Origin of the sequence: Enterobacter sp. D2, from assembly GCF_034427575.1 — a bacterium.
In the GTDB taxonomy this organism is placed as follows: domain Bacteria; phylum Pseudomonadota; class Gammaproteobacteria; order Enterobacterales; family Enterobacteriaceae; genus Enterobacter; species Enterobacter cloacae_M.
The window spans coordinates 562,332-578,775 of record NZ_JAXQPP010000001.1 but is presented as its reverse complement, the minus strand read 5'-3'; the positions used below and the strand labels follow the sequence as shown (position 1 = coordinate 578,775).

General features: G+C 57.5%; 18 protein-coding genes. 7 read left to right on the top strand and 11 right to left on the bottom strand.

Annotation, left to right across the window (positions count from 1 at the left end):
• Positions 1–49: 49 nt before the first annotated feature.
• The 9 genes from rlmC to nfsA all read right to left on the bottom strand — a co-directional run bounded on the left by rlmC (position 50) and on the right by nfsA (position 8,538).
• Entirely contained in the window at positions 50–1,177 is a 1,128-nt protein-coding gene (gene rlmC, locus SPG90_RS02740; protein ID WP_248168920.1) for a 23S rRNA (uracil(747)-C(5))-methyltransferase RlmC, read from the bottom strand.
• 40 nt (positions 1,178–1,217) lie between these two features.
• Entirely contained in the window at positions 1,218–1,691 is a 474-nt protein-coding gene (locus SPG90_RS02735) for a YbjO family protein (protein WP_045403675.1), read from the bottom strand.
• A gap of 65 nt (positions 1,692–1,756) precedes the next feature.
• On the bottom strand, positions 1,757–2,602 hold the full coding sequence (gene potI / locus SPG90_RS02730) for a putrescine ABC transporter permease PotI (RefSeq protein WP_023310934.1): 846 nt from the start codon (positions 2,600–2,602) through the stop codon (positions 1,757–1,759).
• A complete protein-coding gene (gene potH, locus SPG90_RS02725; protein ID WP_045354414.1) occupies positions 2,599–3,552 on the bottom strand; it encodes a putrescine ABC transporter permease PotH in 954 nt (317 codons plus the stop codon). Before potH ends, potI begins: the two co-directional genes overlap by 4 nt.
• Positions 3,553–3,562: 10 nt before the next feature.
• Entirely contained in the window at positions 3,563–4,696 is a 1,134-nt protein-coding gene (potG, locus tag SPG90_RS02720) for a putrescine ABC transporter ATP-binding subunit PotG (RefSeq protein ID WP_023310932.1), read from the bottom strand.
• A 143-nt stretch (positions 4,697–4,839) separates the two neighbouring features.
• Entirely contained in the window at positions 4,840–5,952 is a 1,113-nt protein-coding gene (potF, locus tag SPG90_RS02715) for a spermidine/putrescine ABC transporter substrate-binding protein PotF (protein ID WP_045354411.1), read from the bottom strand.
• Positions 5,953–6,303: 351 nt separating this feature from the next.
• A complete protein-coding gene (locus tag SPG90_RS02710) occupies positions 6,304–6,780 on the bottom strand; it encodes a YbjN domain-containing protein (RefSeq protein ID WP_014169308.1) in 477 nt (158 codons plus the stop codon).
• 63 nt (positions 6,781–6,843) lie between these two features.
• Positions 6,844–7,746: a 30S ribosomal protein S6--L-glutamate ligase gene (rimK, locus tag SPG90_RS02705; protein WP_023310930.1), complete on the bottom strand. Its 903-nt coding sequence runs from the start codon at positions 7,744–7,746 to the stop codon at positions 6,844–6,846.
• 69 nt (positions 7,747–7,815) lie between these two features.
• Complete coding sequence (gene nfsA, locus SPG90_RS02700; protein WP_045403691.1) at positions 7,816–8,538, bottom strand: nitroreductase NfsA; 723 nt, start codon at positions 8,536–8,538, stop codon at positions 7,816–7,818.
• A 184-nt stretch (positions 8,539–8,722) separates the two neighbouring features.
• Here nfsA and SPG90_RS02695 point away from each other — a divergent pair, with 184 nt between their 5' ends.
• Positions 8,723–8,992: a GrxA family glutaredoxin gene (locus SPG90_RS02695; protein ID WP_006809455.1), complete on the top strand. Its 270-nt coding sequence runs from the start codon at positions 8,723–8,725 to the stop codon at positions 8,990–8,992.
• A 30-nt stretch (positions 8,993–9,022) separates the two neighbouring features.
• Here the strand turns inward: SPG90_RS02695 and SPG90_RS02690 are convergent, their stop codons facing one another.
• Positions 9,023–9,397, bottom strand: coding sequence for an inner membrane protein YbjM (locus SPG90_RS02690; RefSeq protein WP_023310928.1), 375 nt, complete (start codon positions 9,395–9,397; stop codon positions 9,023–9,025).
• Between the two features lie 273 nt (positions 9,398–9,670).
• On the opposite strand from SPG90_RS02690, the gene SPG90_RS02685 reads away from it, so the two are divergent.
• The 4 genes from SPG90_RS02685 (at position 9,671) to arsC (ending at position 13,702) form a co-directional block, all read left to right on the top strand.
• Positions 9,671–11,356, top strand: coding sequence for an aspartate:alanine antiporter (locus SPG90_RS02685; RefSeq protein ID WP_023310927.1), 1,686 nt, complete (start codon positions 9,671–9,673; stop codon positions 11,354–11,356).
• Between the two features lie 251 nt (positions 11,357–11,607).
• Positions 11,608–11,928 carry a metalloregulator ArsR/SmtB family transcription factor gene (locus SPG90_RS02680; protein WP_045403696.1) on the top strand — a complete coding sequence of 107 codons (321 nt, stop codon included), beginning with the start codon at positions 11,608–11,610 and terminating at the stop codon, positions 11,926–11,928.
• A 40-nt stretch (positions 11,929–11,968) separates the two neighbouring features.
• Positions 11,969–13,258 carry an arsenic transporter gene (locus SPG90_RS02675; protein WP_045403700.1) on the top strand — a complete coding sequence of 430 codons (1,290 nt, stop codon included), beginning with the start codon at positions 11,969–11,971 and terminating at the stop codon, positions 13,256–13,258.
• A gap of 12 nt (positions 13,259–13,270) precedes the next feature.
• Positions 13,271–13,702 (top strand): glutaredoxin-dependent arsenate reductase, encoded by a 432-nt coding sequence (arsC, locus tag SPG90_RS02670; protein WP_023310924.1) that lies wholly within the window; start codon positions 13,271–13,273, stop codon positions 13,700–13,702.
• 21 nt (positions 13,703–13,723) lie between these two features.
• Here the strand turns inward: arsC and SPG90_RS02665 are convergent, their stop codons facing one another.
• A complete protein-coding gene (locus tag SPG90_RS02665) occupies positions 13,724–14,275 on the bottom strand; it encodes a TetR/AcrR family transcriptional regulator (RefSeq protein WP_045403702.1) in 552 nt (183 codons plus the stop codon).
• A gap of 81 nt (positions 14,276–14,356) precedes the next feature.
• Here SPG90_RS02665 and SPG90_RS02660 point away from each other — a divergent pair, with 81 nt between their 5' ends.
• Positions 14,357–15,571 carry an MFS transporter gene (locus SPG90_RS02660; protein ID WP_023310922.1) on the top strand — a complete coding sequence of 405 codons (1,215 nt, stop codon included), beginning with the start codon at positions 14,357–14,359 and terminating at the stop codon, positions 15,569–15,571.
• Positions 15,561–16,373 (top strand): Cof-type HAD-IIB family hydrolase, encoded by an 813-nt coding sequence (locus SPG90_RS02655; RefSeq protein ID WP_045403703.1) that lies wholly within the window; start codon positions 15,561–15,563, stop codon positions 16,371–16,373. The genes SPG90_RS02660 and SPG90_RS02655 overlap by 11 nt, the downstream gene beginning before the upstream one ends.
• Positions 16,374–16,444 lie beyond the last annotated feature (71 nt).

The window sequence follows — 16,444 nt, the reverse complement described above, 5'->3', positions numbered from 1 at the left end:
ATGACGTAAGCTTACCTGATTTCGAGCGGGGGAAGAGTTCACATTTTGTTTAAGATTTCACGAGCAGCGTCAACACTTCATAATGCGCGGTATGCGGGAACATATCGAAAAGCTGAACGCGTTCAATGCGGTAGCCCGGCAGGCTAGCAATGTCTTTCGCCATGGTCTGGGCGTTACAGCTGGAATAGACGATGTACTCGGGCGCCATCTGGCTCAGGTAGTCGCACAGCGCCTTGCCGATGCCGCGGCGCGGCGGGTTGACCAGCACCAGCTCCGGCACGTTGCCCTGGCTGGTCGCAAACTGCGTGGAGTCCAGCGCCTGGAAGTGCAGATTCGTTAACCCCAGCCCGGCGGCAGACTGTTTCGCGCAGGCAATCGCTTCTGCAGAAATCTCTATTCCGGTGAGCTGCATCTCGGGCGTGGCGCAGTGCAGGCCAAAGCCGCCCACGCCGCAGAAGAGATCCCACATATGATGGATGTTTAACGCACGTACCCAGTCGCGGGCGGTGGCGTACAGGCTGCTAGCCACGGTTGGGTTAGTCTGGAAGAAGCTTTGCGGGCGGATCCACAGCGGCACGCCGTTGAAGCTTTCGGCCAGCGCGTGCTGGTCGGTGAAGAAAATCTCTTTCTCCCCTTCCATGATCGCCATATGCACCGGCTGAATATTCGCCGTAATCACCTTCAGCTGCGGCAGCTGTTCCTGCAGCCACGGCAGCGCCGCGCGCAGCTGCTCAAGCTTGGCTTCCGAACGCAGCACGAAGCGCAGCATCATGCCGCCGTCGAGTTGGCTTTCCGTCAGCAGAAGGTATTTCAGCTCGCCGCGCCTGCGGGCAACGCTGTAGGGCGTTAACCCCGCGCGCGCAATAAATGGTTTCAGGGCGGAAAATACGGGCTCAAAGGAGGCGGGATACAGCGGGCAGCTGGTCAGGTCTTCCGGCGTGCCGTCGCGGTGCAGCATCCCCAGCAGCGGTTTTTCAACACTGCCGCTGACCACCATTTTGGCTTTATTACGAAAGCCAAGCTCCGGGCCGCTGACGGGTGCGCACCACTCGCCCACCGCGTGTGCTGCCAGCAGCTGTTGCAGGTCGGCCATTTTGGCGGTGAGTTGTTGAGAAACCGGCTGTTCTATCCACTGACAGGAGCGGCAGCGTCCGGCGTCATAGAGTGCGCACTGCATATGAAAACCTTAAGAATCACGAGGGCTGCGATTATACACATTATTGCAGGCGGAAGAACCGCCGGCTTGAGGCCGGAACGAAGAGTAGACAGAGCACCAGCATATCCGGAAGTTTTTGCATAAACAGCGCGCGCAGGATCTCGCGCTTGGATTCCCCGGCAATGCTGAACAGCTCCGGGTAGCCGTATCCCAGAGAGGCGGCCCACAGATAGCTGGCGGCGGTAATTTGCGTCAGCAGATAGACCCAGCGCGCCCAGCTGCGCCCTTTGACCAGCGAAAACGCGCAGTAGATCTCGATAAACACCAGCACCAGGCTGCTCAAAAAGACCAGCGTCAGATTCCACGTCTGCACGCTGCGGTGAATGAATTCACCGATGCCGCGCACGCCCAGGGTGTTCAGAATCATCAGCACGTCCAGGCAGCGGATCATAATAATGGCGAGCGCCGCCACCTGAACCAGAGCAGGTACGTTAGGACGCGCGTGCGTAGTACGTGATTTTTTTAATAATCCCAATGTTTTACTTCCCTGAAAAACAGTGCCGCGTCATGCGCGGCACTTCACTGGAAATTTTAAATCCTTCAGCCGCGTCTTGCACGCTGGATATCGCGCACGCGCTGCTTTTCCGCGCGCGCCATCAAATACCAGGCGATAAATCCGACAATTCCGACCACGCCGAGGATGATGGAAGCCAGAGCGTTAATCTCCGGGTTGACCCCCATGCGCACGCTGGAGAAGACCAGCATCGGCAGCGTCGTCGCGCCCGGTCCGGAGACAAAGCTGGCGATAACCAGATCGTCCAGCGACAGCGTAAACGCCAGCAGCCAGCCGGAGATCACCGCCGGCATAATCATCGGCAGGGTAATGATGAAAAAGACCTTCAGCGGCGTCGCGCCAAGATCCATCGCCGCCTCTTCAATGGAGCGATCCAGCTCGCGCAGGCGCGAGGAGATCACTACCGCCACGTAGGCCGTACAGAAGGTGACGTGCGCCAGCCAGATGGTGAGCATGCCGCGATCCGCCGGCCAGCCGATGGCGTGCGCCAGGGCCACGAACAGCAGCAGCAGCGCGAGTCCGGTGATCACGTCCGGCATAACCAGCGGCGCGGTGATCATAAAGGCGAACCCGTTTGAACCGCGAAAACGCCCGAAGCGCACCATCACCAGCGCGGCGATCGTGCCCAGCACCGACGCCATTGTCGCCGCCAGGGCGGCAATCGTCAGGCTCAGCCCCACCGCGCTCATCATCGCATCGTCGTGGAACAGCTCGCTGTACCAGCGCGTCGACCAGCCCGCCCAGACCGTTACCAGCTTAGAGCTGTTGAACGAGTAGATCACCAGCATCAGCATCGGCGCATACAGGAAGGTAAAGCCAATAACCAGGATCGCTATTCGCCACGGGGAGCGCACTACCGGTAAGTTGTTCATCCGTGATCTCCCATCTGTTTCTGCTGATGCTTGTGGAACCACATGATCGGCACGATCAGCAGCAGTAGCATCACGATCGCCACCGCCGAGGCCACCGGCCAGTCGCGGTTATTGAAGAACTCCTGCCACAGCACGCGGCCAATCATGATGCTGTCCGGGCCGCCGAGCAGTTCCGGGATCACAAACTCCCCGACCGCCGGGATAAAGACCAGCATTGACCCGGCGATAATGCCGCCTTTGGTCAGCGGGACAATGACGCTGAAGAAGGTTTTTAACGGGCGGGCGCCGAGATCGAGCGACGCTTCCACCAGCGAATAATCAATGCGCGTCAGGGCCGTATAGATCGGCAGCACCATAAACGGCAGATAGGCGTACACAATGCCGATATAGACCGCGAGGTTGGTGTGCAGGATCGTCAGCGGCTGATCGATAACCCCAAGCCACATGAGAAAGTTATTCAGCACGCCGTTGTTTTTCAGGATCCCCATCCAGGCATAAACGCGGATCAGGAACGAGGTCCACGACGGCAGGATAACCAGCAGCAGCAGGATGTTACGCGTCGACGGTTTGCTGTGCGCCACCGCCCACGCCAGCGGGTAGCCCATCACCAGACAGCAGAGCGTCGAGATCGCCGCCACCTGCAGCGACTGCAGATAGGCTTCGAAATAGAGCGGGTCGTCGGTGAGCTGCAGGAAGTTGCCGAGGTTAAGCGTCAGCGTAAGCTGCCCGTCGGCCCAGTCCAGCAGGTTGGTATAGGGCGGGATCGCCCGCGCCATTTCCGCCAGGCTTATCTTGAAAACAATCAGGAACGGCAGCAGGAACAGAAGGATCAGCCACACGTACGGCATGGCGATCACCAGCTTGCGGCCGTGTTTCATCTGCATGCGCGTCAGCCACTGGGCAAGGCCGCCCGGCTTTTCTGCGCGGGCTGGAGGTTCAAGTGCACTCATTTGCCGCTCCTTATACCGTCAGCACGACGCAACTGTCAGCGTCCCAGCACAGGCGCACTTCGTCACCCCAGGTCGGCTGCCCCTTGCGGTAGCGATGTTCGTTCTGTAGCTGCGCGCTGAGCATCTGCCCGCTTTTCAGCCGCACGTGGTAGATGGACAGGTCGCCCAGATAGGCAATGTGCACCACTTCGCCCACGGCAAAGTTATAGCCATCGGCAGGCGGATCCTCGCAGAGCATGATTTTCTCCGGACGCAGCGCGACGTAGACCGGCACGTTATCCACCACCGAGTTGTCAGGATCGACCTTAAGCGGATGCTGCAGCCCCGGCGATTCGATGACCAGGCCATCCTCCTGACGATCTTTCAGCAGCCCTTCGAAAACGTTGACCGAGCCGATAAACTCCGCGCTGTAGCGGGTCGTCGGGTGCTCATAAATCTCTTCCGGCTCGCCGATCTGCACGAACTTCCCGCGGTTCATGATCGCGATGCGTCCGGCCATGGTCATCGCCTCTTCCTGGTCGTGGGTGACCATCACGCAGGTCACCCCCACGCGCTCCAGGATATCCACCACTTCGAGCTGCATACGGTCGCGCAGTTTTTTATCCAGCGCGCCCATCGGCTCATCGAGCAGCAGCAGTTTCGGGCGTTTTGCCAGACTGCGGGCCAGGGCCACGCGCTGGCGCTGGCCACCGGAGAGCTGGTGCGGTTTGCGCTTCGCGAACTCCTGCATGTGCACCAGACTCAGCATTTCGGCCACGCGCGCGTTAATTTCGGCCTTCGGCAGCTTGTCCTGCTTCAGGCCAAAGGCGATGTTCTGCTCCACCGTCATGTGCGGGAACAGCGCGTAGGACTGGAACATCATGTTAATCGGGCGCTGATACGGCGGCACGCTGGAGAGGTCCACGCCATCGAGCATGATTTGCCCGGCGGTGGGCTGTTCAAAACCGGCCAGCATACGCAGCAGGGTCGATTTACCGCAGCCAGAAGCCCCCAGAAGGGCAAAAATTTCGCCTTTATAGATAGTCAGGCTGACGTCATCCACGGCATGCTGACCATCGAAAGATTTGGTGAGGTTACGAATTTCAAGAAGCGGGGTCAGCGCTTTACGGACTTTCGCCTGCGGGCGGGGGATCGCGTCATTCACGGGGTGTTCTCCGGCATAGATCAGTACTGGTGCAAACGCACCGTCAGGGTGCGCATCGCCGGGCGGCGCTAACGCTTGCCCGGCCTACGGGTTGTAAAGGCCCGGTAAGCGATAGCGCCACCGGGCAACAATACCCAACGCCGTTATTTACCGCTTTTCACCTTTGTCCACGCGCGGGTACGCACGCGGTCAATTTTTGGATCCTGAACTTTCAGGGTGAAGAGCTTGGCGAACACATCCGCTGGCGGATAGATAGCCGGGTTATTACGGATTTCTTCGCTCACCAGCGGCAGGGAGGCCTTGTTACCGTTCGCGTAGTAAACGTGGTCACTGATGTGGGCGATCACCTCAGGACGCATCAGGTAGTTGAGGAACTGATACGCTTCGTCCTTGTTCTTCGCATCAGCCGGCATCGCGAAGACGTCAAAGAAGGCCAGCGCCCCCTCTTTCGGAATGAAGTAAGAGACGTTCACGCCGTTTTTCGCCTCTTTCGCGCGGTTAGCCGCCTGCCACACGTCTCCAGCCCAGCCGATCGCGACGCAGATGTCGCCGTTAGCCAGATCGTTAATGTACTGAGACGAGTGGAAGTAACGAATGTTTGGACGCAGCTTCAGCAGCAGATCGGTCGCCGGGCCGGTGTAATCATCGGCTTTACTGCTGTTCGGGTCTTTGCCCAGGTAGTTCAGCACGGTCGCGAAAATCTCTTCCGGCGCATCGAGGAAGGAGACGCCGCAGCTTTTCAGCTTCTCAAGGTTTTCTGGCTTCAGCACCACGTCCCAGCTGTCCAGCTTGACGTCCGGGCCCAGCACCGCTTTGACTTTATCCACGTTGTAGCCGATACCGGTGGTCGCCCACAGGTAAGGCATCGCGTATTTGTTGTCCGGGTCATGCTTCGCCACCAGCTTCAGCACTTCCGGATCGAGGTTTTTCCAGTTCGGTAACTTGCTCTTGTCCAGAGGCTGGAAGACGCCTGCCGTCAGCTGACGCTCCAGGAAGCTTGCAGAAGGCACCACGAGATCAAACCCGGTGCTGCCCGCCATCAGTTTTCCTTCCAGCACTTCGTTGGAATCGAATACGTCGTAGACCACTTTAATGCCGGTCTCTTTTTCAAAATTCGCCACAGTGTCCGGCGCAATATAGTCAGACCAGTTGTAAACGTGCAGCGTTTTTTGTTCCGCAGCGAGCGAGCCGGCAGAGACGGCCATCAGAGCACCCGCAACCAGACCCGATAACCATTTTTTATTCAAGGCGATCATATCTTTATTCCTTCTGAAAGCTCGTTAACAAACGAACTAAAACTGTGCAATCTGAAGATATGCAATAATCATGCATAGTTTGTCGCTCTGCCCAAAATAAAAAGAAACCTCTTTACCCGGCAGCTTCCGCTCGCTTTTTTAAGCATCGCAAGAATAACTGTAGCCCGTGTCTCCGGCTATAGCCCAGACGAAAAAACGCCTTTTATCAATTTTTTATGCAGGTTAAGTCTACGTGATAAGCCGAAACGGCCTTCAGGGAGGTGAAAAACTCTTTAAAGAAAGGTTAAAAGCAGCAGAAAAAATGGCCTTCTGCAGCCGCTATGGCAGCGACTGCGCAAAAGTCAGACAGGCTTAGTGAAGAAAATTGGGAGATGCATCATTATTCTCTGCATCATCTTCCGCGCTATACAGCAGATGGTGTGCATTGGCTTCCATCATGACCATGGAAATTTGCTCTTCGCTCAAGCGCATAAACCAGGAGAACTGCTTGAACGACAGCCCGGCACCGGAGAATAAAGACTGGCAAACGACCAGTTTTGGCAGATTATCATCCTGTATGTCGAGAAATGCTTTCACCGTCAAAGAACTGGCGTTGATCGCTGACAGGTCGGAGGCCAGCGCCAGTAGCGCGGACGGCTTCACTTCGGCCAGCGCCGAGAAAAGGATGACGTCGTTAATGAGATCGATTTTGGCATCGAAAATGCCGTCGAAATTCTGCATATGAGGCAGATGCAGCGCCTGGCAGGAATCGCATTCGAAGAACGTAATTCCGGCATCATCAAGCCATTGACGTAACGTATCCAGTGTTGGTACGACCTGTAAATCCATCGCTGTGCAGCCTCTTCAATATAATCTGTGCATAGGGTACGCAAAAAGTGCGTTCAATACCATTTAACCGCCCGTTTTCAGACAGTAGCCCGGCGTGGCATGACGCTCGATCCATGCGATCATTTTACCCGCAATATCGACTCCTGTGGTTTTTTCCACGCCTTCCAGCCCCGGCGAGGCGTTCACCTCCATGACCAGCGGCCCGCGCGTCGCCCGCAGAAGGTCTACGCCCGCCACGTCCAGCCCCAGGGTTTGCGCCGCTTTCACGGCAATTTCCCGTTCGCGATCGCTGATATCCGCGATTCTTGCAATGCCGCCCCGGTGAAGGTTAGAGCGGAAATCGCCCTCTTTCGCCTGGCGCTCAATGGCCGCCACCACCTCATTGCCGACCACGAAGCAGCGAATATCGCGCCCTTTAGCCTCTTCGATGTACTCCTGCACCAGGATGTGCGCATTGAGGCCCCTAAAGGCGTCAATCACGCTCTCCGCCGCCTGACGCGTTTCCGCCAGCACCACGCCAATGCCCTGCGTACCTTCCACCAGCTTAATCACCAAAGGCGCGCCGCCCACCATGTCGATCAGATCGCTGGTGTCGTCCGGTGAATGGGCAATCCCCGTGACGGGGAGATCGATCCCCTGACGGGCGAGGAGCTGCAGCGAGCGCAGCTTGTCGCGGGCGCGGGAAATGGCGACGGATTCGTTGAGCGGATAGCTGCCCAGCATCTCGAACTGGCGCAGCGCGGCGGTGCCGTAATAGGTTATCTGGGAGCCGATGCGCGGGATCACGGCATCAAAGTGCGGCAGCTTGCGGCCTTTGTAGTGAATCGACGAGGCGGCCGGGTCAATGTTCATATAGCAGGACATCGGGTCGAGGATCTCAACCTGATGCCCGCGTTTCGCCGCCGCGTCTCGCAGGCGCTTACATGAATAGAGCGTTCCATCCCGGGACAATATGGCAATTTTCACCCTGCACCTCTCTGAAGACATGGAAAAAGCCTGCATATCATATACGCAGGCAGGCGCAGGCGGAATGGACTATCGCGTCGCCCAGCCCTGTTTGTGCAGGTAATCAAGAATAAACGGGCGGTTTTCTTTAATGATGGTGCGACGAATATGGTCAGTCCAGGTATCGCGACGGTTATTGCTGCCGCGCGTCAGGTAGTAGTTCGCCAGTTCTTCATCATATTGATTCAGGACGTCCTGATCGACCGGCTGGTAGTGGTTTTCGTGCACCAGCATGGCGGCAGGAATGCGCGGCTTCAGATCCGGGTTATCCGCAGGCCAGCCGAGGCACAGGCCGAACAGCGGCAGAACGTGTTTTGGCAGCTTCAGCAGCTCGGTCACGCTTTCAATGTTGTTACGCAGGCCACCGATGTAGACACCGCCCAAACCCAGCGACTCCGCCGCCGTAAAGGCGTTTTGCGCCATCAGTGCGGTATCCACCACGCCCAGCAGCAGCTGTTCGGCCAGCCCCAGCTCTGCCTCAGGGCAGATCTGCAGGTGGCGGTTAAAGTCGGCGCAGAACACCCAGAACTCCGCGGCCTGGGCCACATGCTTCTGCCCGCCGGTCAGCGTGACCAACTGTTCACGCATGGCCGGATCGGTGATGCGGATAATCGAGCTGCACTGCAGGAAGCTGGAGCTGGAGGTCGCCCTGGCGCTGTTAATAATCGCTTCGCGCTGCGCCTCGGTAATCGGCTCGTCGGTGAAGTGGCGGATGGAACGGTGGGATGTGAGCAGGTCTATGGTTGGCGTCATCTTGTCTCTCTTTGTCTTGCTTAAACCGTATGGCAGCCAGTATAGGCAATGATTTGCGCGGTGTAATTGGCGAAACATAGCCTTACTGTATCAAAGCGACAGGCGAAACCTTCTTTAATGGCGGCAGGTTATCGGGCACTATATGTCCTATTCGCCGTCAGGCTTGTTTTTTGAGGAGAGAGAAATGTTTGCAGTAATTTTTGGTCGTCCAGGGTGCCCTTACTGTGTGCGCGCGAAAGAGCTGGCTGAGAAACTGACCGAAGAGCGCGATGACTTCAACTTCCGCTACGTGGATATCCACGCGGAAGGCATCACCAAAGCGGATCTTGAAAAAACCGTCGGCAAGCCGGTTGAAACCGTACCGCAGATCTTCCTCGATCAGAAACACATCGGCGGTTGCACTGACTTTGAAGCTTACGCCAAAGAGCATCTGGGCCTGTTTGCCGCTCAGTAATGCGAAGACGCCCTCACCCTGAGGGCGTTTTTAATTATGGTGCCGTCGATGCTTAATCAGACTGCACACAAACAAATAGCACAGCGCGCCGAGGGCGCACCAGAAGACGCCGCTCAGCAACCACGCCAGCTCCTGCCAGAAACTTCGCGTTGATACATACAGCATGCGCATCAGCAGCAGACACAGCGGTGCCGCCAGCATTGCGCCAATAAGCGGCTTGACCACCTCCCCTTTACGGGAAAGAAAACTGGCAGCCGCTCCCGGCAGGGTAAAAAAGAGCAGTCCCAGCTCCGGATGTCCGGCAGCCCTGAATGCCCCTTTCACATTAAAAGCGAGCGACATGCACACGACGGTAAACAGCAAAAAGCAGCTGATCACCCCCGCCCAGTTTCGTTTAATGTTCAAACTATCCTCCTGACTTATCTCTATCAAATACACCTTCGTCGGGTAGACGCCCAGTCAGATAAAGCAGTGCGGCAATCCTTGCCAAAGTACGCACAGGGTGATGCGATAATAGGTAGCTGTCAGTAGCTAATACGATTAAACTATCGGCCAGCTAATGTTTTAGGGAATAAATTAGGTAACAGGGAGGGTTGAACGCGTTCCCTGGCCCAGAAAACAGTAGCCCAAATAGTCCTTTCATTCAACAACTTACTGGTAAACAAGAAGTTAGCCTCCGTGAATATAAACGTCGCAGACTTGTTAAATGGGAATTACATCCTGTTATTATTTGTGGTACTGGCGCTGGGCCTTTGCCTGGGTAAATTGCGCCTGGGTTCAGTTCAACTTGGTAATTCCATTGGCGTTTTAGTGGTTTCCTTATTATTAGGCCAGCAGCACTTCAGCATTAACACGGACGCGCTCAACTTAGGCTTTATGCTGTTTATTTTTTGTGTTGGCGTGGAAGCAGGACCGAACTTTTTTTCAATTTTCTTCCGCGACGGCAAAAATTATCTGATGCTGGCGCTGGTGATGGTCGGCAGCGCGCTGCTGATCGCGTTAGGGCTGGGTAAACTGTTTGGCTGGGATATCGGGTTAACGGCCGGTATGCTGGCAGGCTCTATGACCTCCACCCCCGTGCTGGTGGGTGCCGGTGATACCCTTCGCCATTCCGGCATGGCCGGCGCGCAGCTCTCTACCGCGCTCGATCACCTGAGCCTGGGCTATGCCCTGACCTATCTGATTGGTCTGGTGAGCCTGATTGTCGGCGCGCGCTACCTGCCAAAATTACAGCACCAGGATCTGCAGACCAGCGCCCAGCAAATCGCGCGCGAGCGCGGTCTCGATACCGATTCCAAACGTAAAGTCTATCTCCCGGTAATCCGCGCCTATCGCGTCGGGCCAGAGCTGGTGGCATGGGCTGACGGCAAAAACCTGCGCGAGCTGGGGATTTACCGCCAGACGGGTTGCTATATCGAACGTATACGCCGTAACGGCATTCTGGCGAACCCGGACGGCGACGCGGTGCTGCAGATGGGCGACGACATCGCGCTGGTGGGTTACCCGGACGCCCACGCCCGTCTCGACCCGAGCTTCCGTAACGGCAAAGAGGTGTTCGACCGAGACCTGCTCGACATGCGTATCGTCACCGAAGAGATAGTGGTGAAAAACCATAACGCCGTGGGCCGCCGACTGGCCCAGCTGAAGCTGACCGACCACGGCTGCTTCCTCAACCGCGTGATCCGCAGCCAGATAGAGATGCCGATCGACGACAACGTCGTGCTCAACAAAGGCGACGTACTGCAGGTTAGCGGCGACGCACGACGCGTGAAAACCGTTGCCGACCGCATCGGCTTTATCTCCATCCACAGCCAGGTCACCGACCTGCTGGCCTTCTGCGCCTTCTTTATCGTTGGCCTGATGATCGGAATGATTACCTTCCAGTTCAGCAACTTTAGCTTCGGCATCGGTAACGCCGCCGGGCTGCTGTTTGCCGGGATCATGCTGGGCTTCCTGCGAGCCAACCACCCAACCTTCGGCTACATTCCGCAGGGCGCACTGAACATGGTGAAAGAGTTCGGTCTGATGGTCTTTATGGCGGGCGTGGGCTTAAGCGCGGGAAGCGGTATCGGCCACAGCCTGGGCGCCGTCGGCTGGCAGATGCTGGTGTCCGGACTGATCGTCAGCCTGGTGCCGGTCATTATCTGCTTCCTGTTCGGCGCCTACGTGCTGCGCATGAACCGCGCCCTGCTCTTTGGGGCAATGATGGGCGCGCGTACCTGTGCGCCAGCCATGGAAATCATCAGCGATACCGCACGCAGCAACATCCCGGCGCTAGGCTATGCGGGCACATATGCTATCGCTAACGTGCTGCTGACGCTGGCGGGTACGCTGATCGTTATCATCTGGCCTGGACTCGGATAACTCCTAAGTTTGCGCGCGGGGAAAATATTTTCGTTACGCGCAGAACTTTTTTATCAGGGGGCAGTCATAACTAGTGCCACTGCTTTTCTTTGATGTCCCCAATTTGTGGAGCCCATCAACCCCGCCGTTTTGGTTCAAGGTTGATGGGTTTTTTGTTGCCTGAAATTCACCTTCCTCTATTCTTTTCTTCTCTCTTGCCACGAAAACACATATGATTAAACATATATAAAATCACACCTGCAGGAAATCCCATGCTCCACCCGCTCCAGCTCTTCAAAACCCTCTCCGACGAAACGCGGCTCGCCATCGTCATGCTGCTCCGTGAAGCGGGCGAACTGTGCGTCTGCGATCTCTGCGCCGCGACCGCCGAGTCGCAGCCTAAGGTCTCCCGCCACATGGCGCTGCTGCGCGAGTCCGGGCTGGTTATCGATCGCCGTGAAGGGAAATGGGTCCATTACCGTCTCTCTCCCAACATGCCTGCGTGGGCGGCAGTCGTTATCGACAACAGCTGGAACTGCCTGCGGGAAGAGACGCGCATGAAGCTGAAAAACCGACTTTCAGGCTCGTGTTGATAACAATACATTCACAAAAACAGATATAACGGAGTAAGCGATGTTTCTGGCAGGAGCGATTTTTTTATTCACATTGGTACTGGTCATCTGGCAGCCCAGGGGACTCAGTATCGGCTGGAGCGCGACCATCGGTGCCGTGCTGGCGCTGGCCAGCGGCGTGATTCACATTAACGATATACCTGTGGTGTGGAATATCGTCTGGAACGCTACGGCGACGTTCATTGCCGTCATTATCATCAGCCTGCTGCTGGACGAGTCCGGCTTTTTCGAGTGGGCGGCGCTGCACGTCGCCCGCTGGGGGAACGGTCGCGGGCGATTGCTGTTTACTTATATCGTGCTGCTGGGTGCAGCCGTGGCGGCGCTGTTTGCCAATGACGGCGCGGCGCTGATCCTGACGCCTATCGTCATCGCCATGCTGCTCGCGCTGGGGTTCAGCAAGCAGGCCACGCTGGCGTTTGTGATGGCGGCGGGCTTCATCGCCGATACCGCCAGCCTGCCGCTGATTGTGTCCAACCTGGTCAACATCGTGTCGGCAGACTTCTTTAAGCTGGGGTTCAGCGAATACGCCTCGGTGATGATCCCGGTAGATATCGCCGCGATTGCCGCAACGCTGGTCATGCTGCATCTGTTCTTTCGCAAGGAAATCCCCCCGAAATATGACCTGGCAAAACTCCGCGAGCCCACTCGGGCCATTCACGATCTCCCCACGTTCAGAACGGGCTGGATTGTGCTGCTGCTACTTCTCGTCGGCTTCTTCGTGCTTGAACCGCTCGGCATTCCTGTCAGCGCCATTGCGACCGTCGGCGCGCTGATTTTATTCGCCGTCGCAAAACGCGGACATGCGATAAACACCGGAAAAGTGCTGCGCGGCGCACCGTGGCAAATCGTCATCTTCTCGCTGGGTATGTATCTGGTGGTGTATGGCCTGCGCAATGCCGGGCTGACGGAATATCTCTCAGGCGTACTGGATAGCCTGGCCGGACACGGTCTGTGGGCCACCACGCTGGGAACCGGGTTCATCACTGCGTTTCTCTCATCCATAATGAACAATATGCCCACGGTGCTGATTGGCGCGCTCTCCATCGAGGGCAGTACGGCGACAGGATTGATTAAGGAAGCGATGATTTACGCCAACGTGATTGGCTGCGATCTGGGGCCGAAAATCACGCCTATCGGCAGCCTCGCCACCCTGCTCTGGCTCCACGTGCTGGCGCAGAAGAACATGACGATCACCTGGGGCTACTATTTCCGGACGGGCATCATTATGACGCTGCCGGTCCTGTTTGTGACGCTCGCCGCGCTGGCGCTACGTCTATCCTTCACACTGTAATGAGCCACTGATATGAGCCACATCACCATTTATCACAACCCGGCCTGCGGAACCTCGCGCAACACGCTGGAGATGATCCGCAACAGCGGCACCGAGCCAGAGATTATCCTCTATCTGGAAACCCCGCCGTCGCGCGATACGCTGACCGCTCTGATTGCCGAGATGGGCATTTCAGTGCGAGATCTGCTGCGTAAAAACGTGGAGCCCTATGAACAGCTCGGCCTTGCTGAAGATAACTTCACCGACGACCAGCTTATTGATTTTATGCTGCAACACCCGATCCTGATTAACCGTCCGATCGTGGTGACGCCGCTGGGCACCCGCCTGTGCCGCCCGTCTGAAGTCGTCCTCGACATCCTGCCGGATGCGCAGAAAGGGGCGTTTACGAAAGAGGATGGCGAAGCGGTGGTGGACGCCAGCGGGAAAAAAATCGAACACAGGTAAAACTGGCAGGGCGAGTGTTACCTAAGGATTCCCCTCGCCCGCAATTCTCCCCACCATCGCCCGGATCTCTTCGCGGGTTAACGGCGCCCGGTCGGTCACGTAGTGCAGCGTCATCCCTTCAATAAACGCGTCCAGCGCGCGGGTGGTCACCGGGTCGAACCACTGCTCCAGCGTGGTCTGGCTCATCTTCATCCAGTCCTGCATCACCGTTTTGAGCGCCGCGCTGCGGTGCATAAAGGCATAGAGCTGATACATCAGCGCCATGTTGTGCGGCGTGGTCACCTGCGAGCTGTGGATCAGCGTGGTGATGGCTTCGCACGCCATTTCCGGCCCGGTGACGCCCGCAAAGAAATCCCGATACTGCTGCGACATCAGCCGGGTAAACCACGTGAAGGCCTCCTCCAGCAGCGGCTCCATGCCGTCGAAATAGTAGGTCATCGACCCCAGCGGCACGCCCGCGCAGGTGGCGATTTTACGGTGCGTGACGGCGTGAATGCCGTGTTCGGCGATGGTATCGAGCGTTGCCTGCAGGATCTTCTCCCGGCGATGCGGATCGTTCGGTGGTCTGCTCATAAATTCCTCACGTGGTTTGTGTACAAATGTACACAAACTTGCTAGTGTTGTCGCTATTGTTGTACTTCTGGTGCTATCCCGATGACGCTGACCTCTCCCCGTAAAGCCCTGCAGCGACGCCTGTGGGCGCTGTTTATGTTCTTCTTCATTCCCGGCCTGCTGATGGCCTCCTGGGCCACGCGCACCCCCGCCATTCGCGATATTTTGTCCGTTTCTACCGCCGAGATGGGCATCGTACTGTTCGGCCTGTCGATAGGCTCCATGAGCGGCATTCTCTGCTCCGCGTGGCTGGTAAAGCGCTTTGGTACGCGAGCGGTGATCCGCACCACCATGTGCTTTGCCGTGTTCGGAATGGGAATATTAAGCGTGGCGCTGTGGTTTGCCTCGCCGGTGCTGTTCGCCCTGGGCCTGACGGTATTTGGCGGCAGCTTCGGTTCGGCGGAAGTTGCTATCAACGTGGAAGGGGCGGCGGTCGAACGTGAGATGAATAAAACCGTGCTGCCAATGATGCACGGTTTTTACAGCCTCGGCACGCTGGCCGGTGCGGGCGTGGGGATGGCGCTGACGGCCACCGGCGTGAGCGCGAATCTGCATATCCTGCTGGCGGCGCTGGTGTGCATCATTCCGATCCTGACCGGCATCCGGGCCATCCCGGACGGCACCGGTAAGAACTCCGCTGACGAACAGCACTCGGCTGAAAAAGGGCTGCCCTTCTACCGCGACTTCCAGCTGATGCTGATCGGCGTGGTGGTGCTGGCGATGGCCTTCGCAGAGGGCTCCGCCAACGACTGGCTGCCGCTGCTGATGGTGGACGGTCACGGCTTCAGCCCGACCTCCGGCTCGCTGATTTACGCCGGGTTTACGCTGGGGATGACCGTCGGGCGCTTCACCGGCGGCTGGTTTATCGACCGCTACAGCCGCGTGGCGGTGGTACGCGCCAGCGCCCTGCTGGGCGGCCTGGGTATCGCGATGATCATCTTTGTGGATGTGGACTGGATTGCCGGCGTCTCGGTGATCCTCTGGGGGCTGGGCGCGTCCCTCGGCTTCCCGCTGACCATTTCAGCCGCCAGCGATACCGGCCCGGATGCCCCGACGCGCGTCAGCGTGGTGGCAACCACGGGCTATCTCGCCTTCCTGGTCGGGCCGCCGCTGCTCGGCTTCCTCGGCGAGCACTACGGGCTGCGCAGCGCCATGCTGGTGGTGTTAGGGTTGGTCATCATCGCCGCGCTGGTGGCGCGCGCGGTGGCAAAGCCGGAAACAAATCAAACGACACTGGAGAAGGGATATGAGCGTTAAACTGATCGCCGTCGACATGGATGGCACTTTTCTGAGCGATGCCAAGACCTATAATCGGCCGCGCTTTCTGGCGCAGTATGCCCGCATGAAGGCGCAAGGCATTCGCTTCGTGGTCGCTAGCGGCAACCAGTATTACCAGCTGATCTCCTTTTTCCCGGAGATTGCGCATGAAATTGCGTTCGTCGCCGAAAACGGCGGCTGGGTCGTAAGCGAAGGTGAAGATGTTTTTAACGGCGAACTGTCGAAAGCCCATTTCGAGACCGTCGCGAACGTGTTAAACGAGGTTACGGGCATTGAGATTATCGCCTGCGGGAAAAGCAGCGCGTACACGCTGAAATGCTATGACGAGGGCTTTAAGGAGATCGCGGCGAAGTACTATCACCGTCTGGAAATGGTGAGTAATTTCGACAACCTGAACGATATTTTCTTCAAGTTCGGACTCAACGTGTCTGACGATGAAATTCCGCGTATTCAGGCGCTGCTGCATGAAAAGCTGAGTGACATCATGGTCCCCGTCACCACCGGCCACGGCAGTATCGACCTGATCATCCCCGGCGTGCATAAAGCCAACGGCCTGCGGATCCTGCAAAAGCGCTGGGGCATTGACGATAGCGAAGTGGTGGCCTTCGGCGACAGCGGCAACGACGTGGAGATGCTGCGCCAGTCCGGTTTCAGCTTTGCGATGGCGAATGCCAGACCGCATATCAAAGCGGCAGCGCGTTTTGAAGCGCCGCATAATAATGATGAAGGCGTTTTAAACGTGATTGAGAAGGTGTTGAACGGGGAGGCACCGTTTAATTGACCGGTGCGGTCTGGTGCCCTCACCCTAGCCCTCTCCCACAGGGAGAGGGGACTGTTCCGTGCTCGCCAACA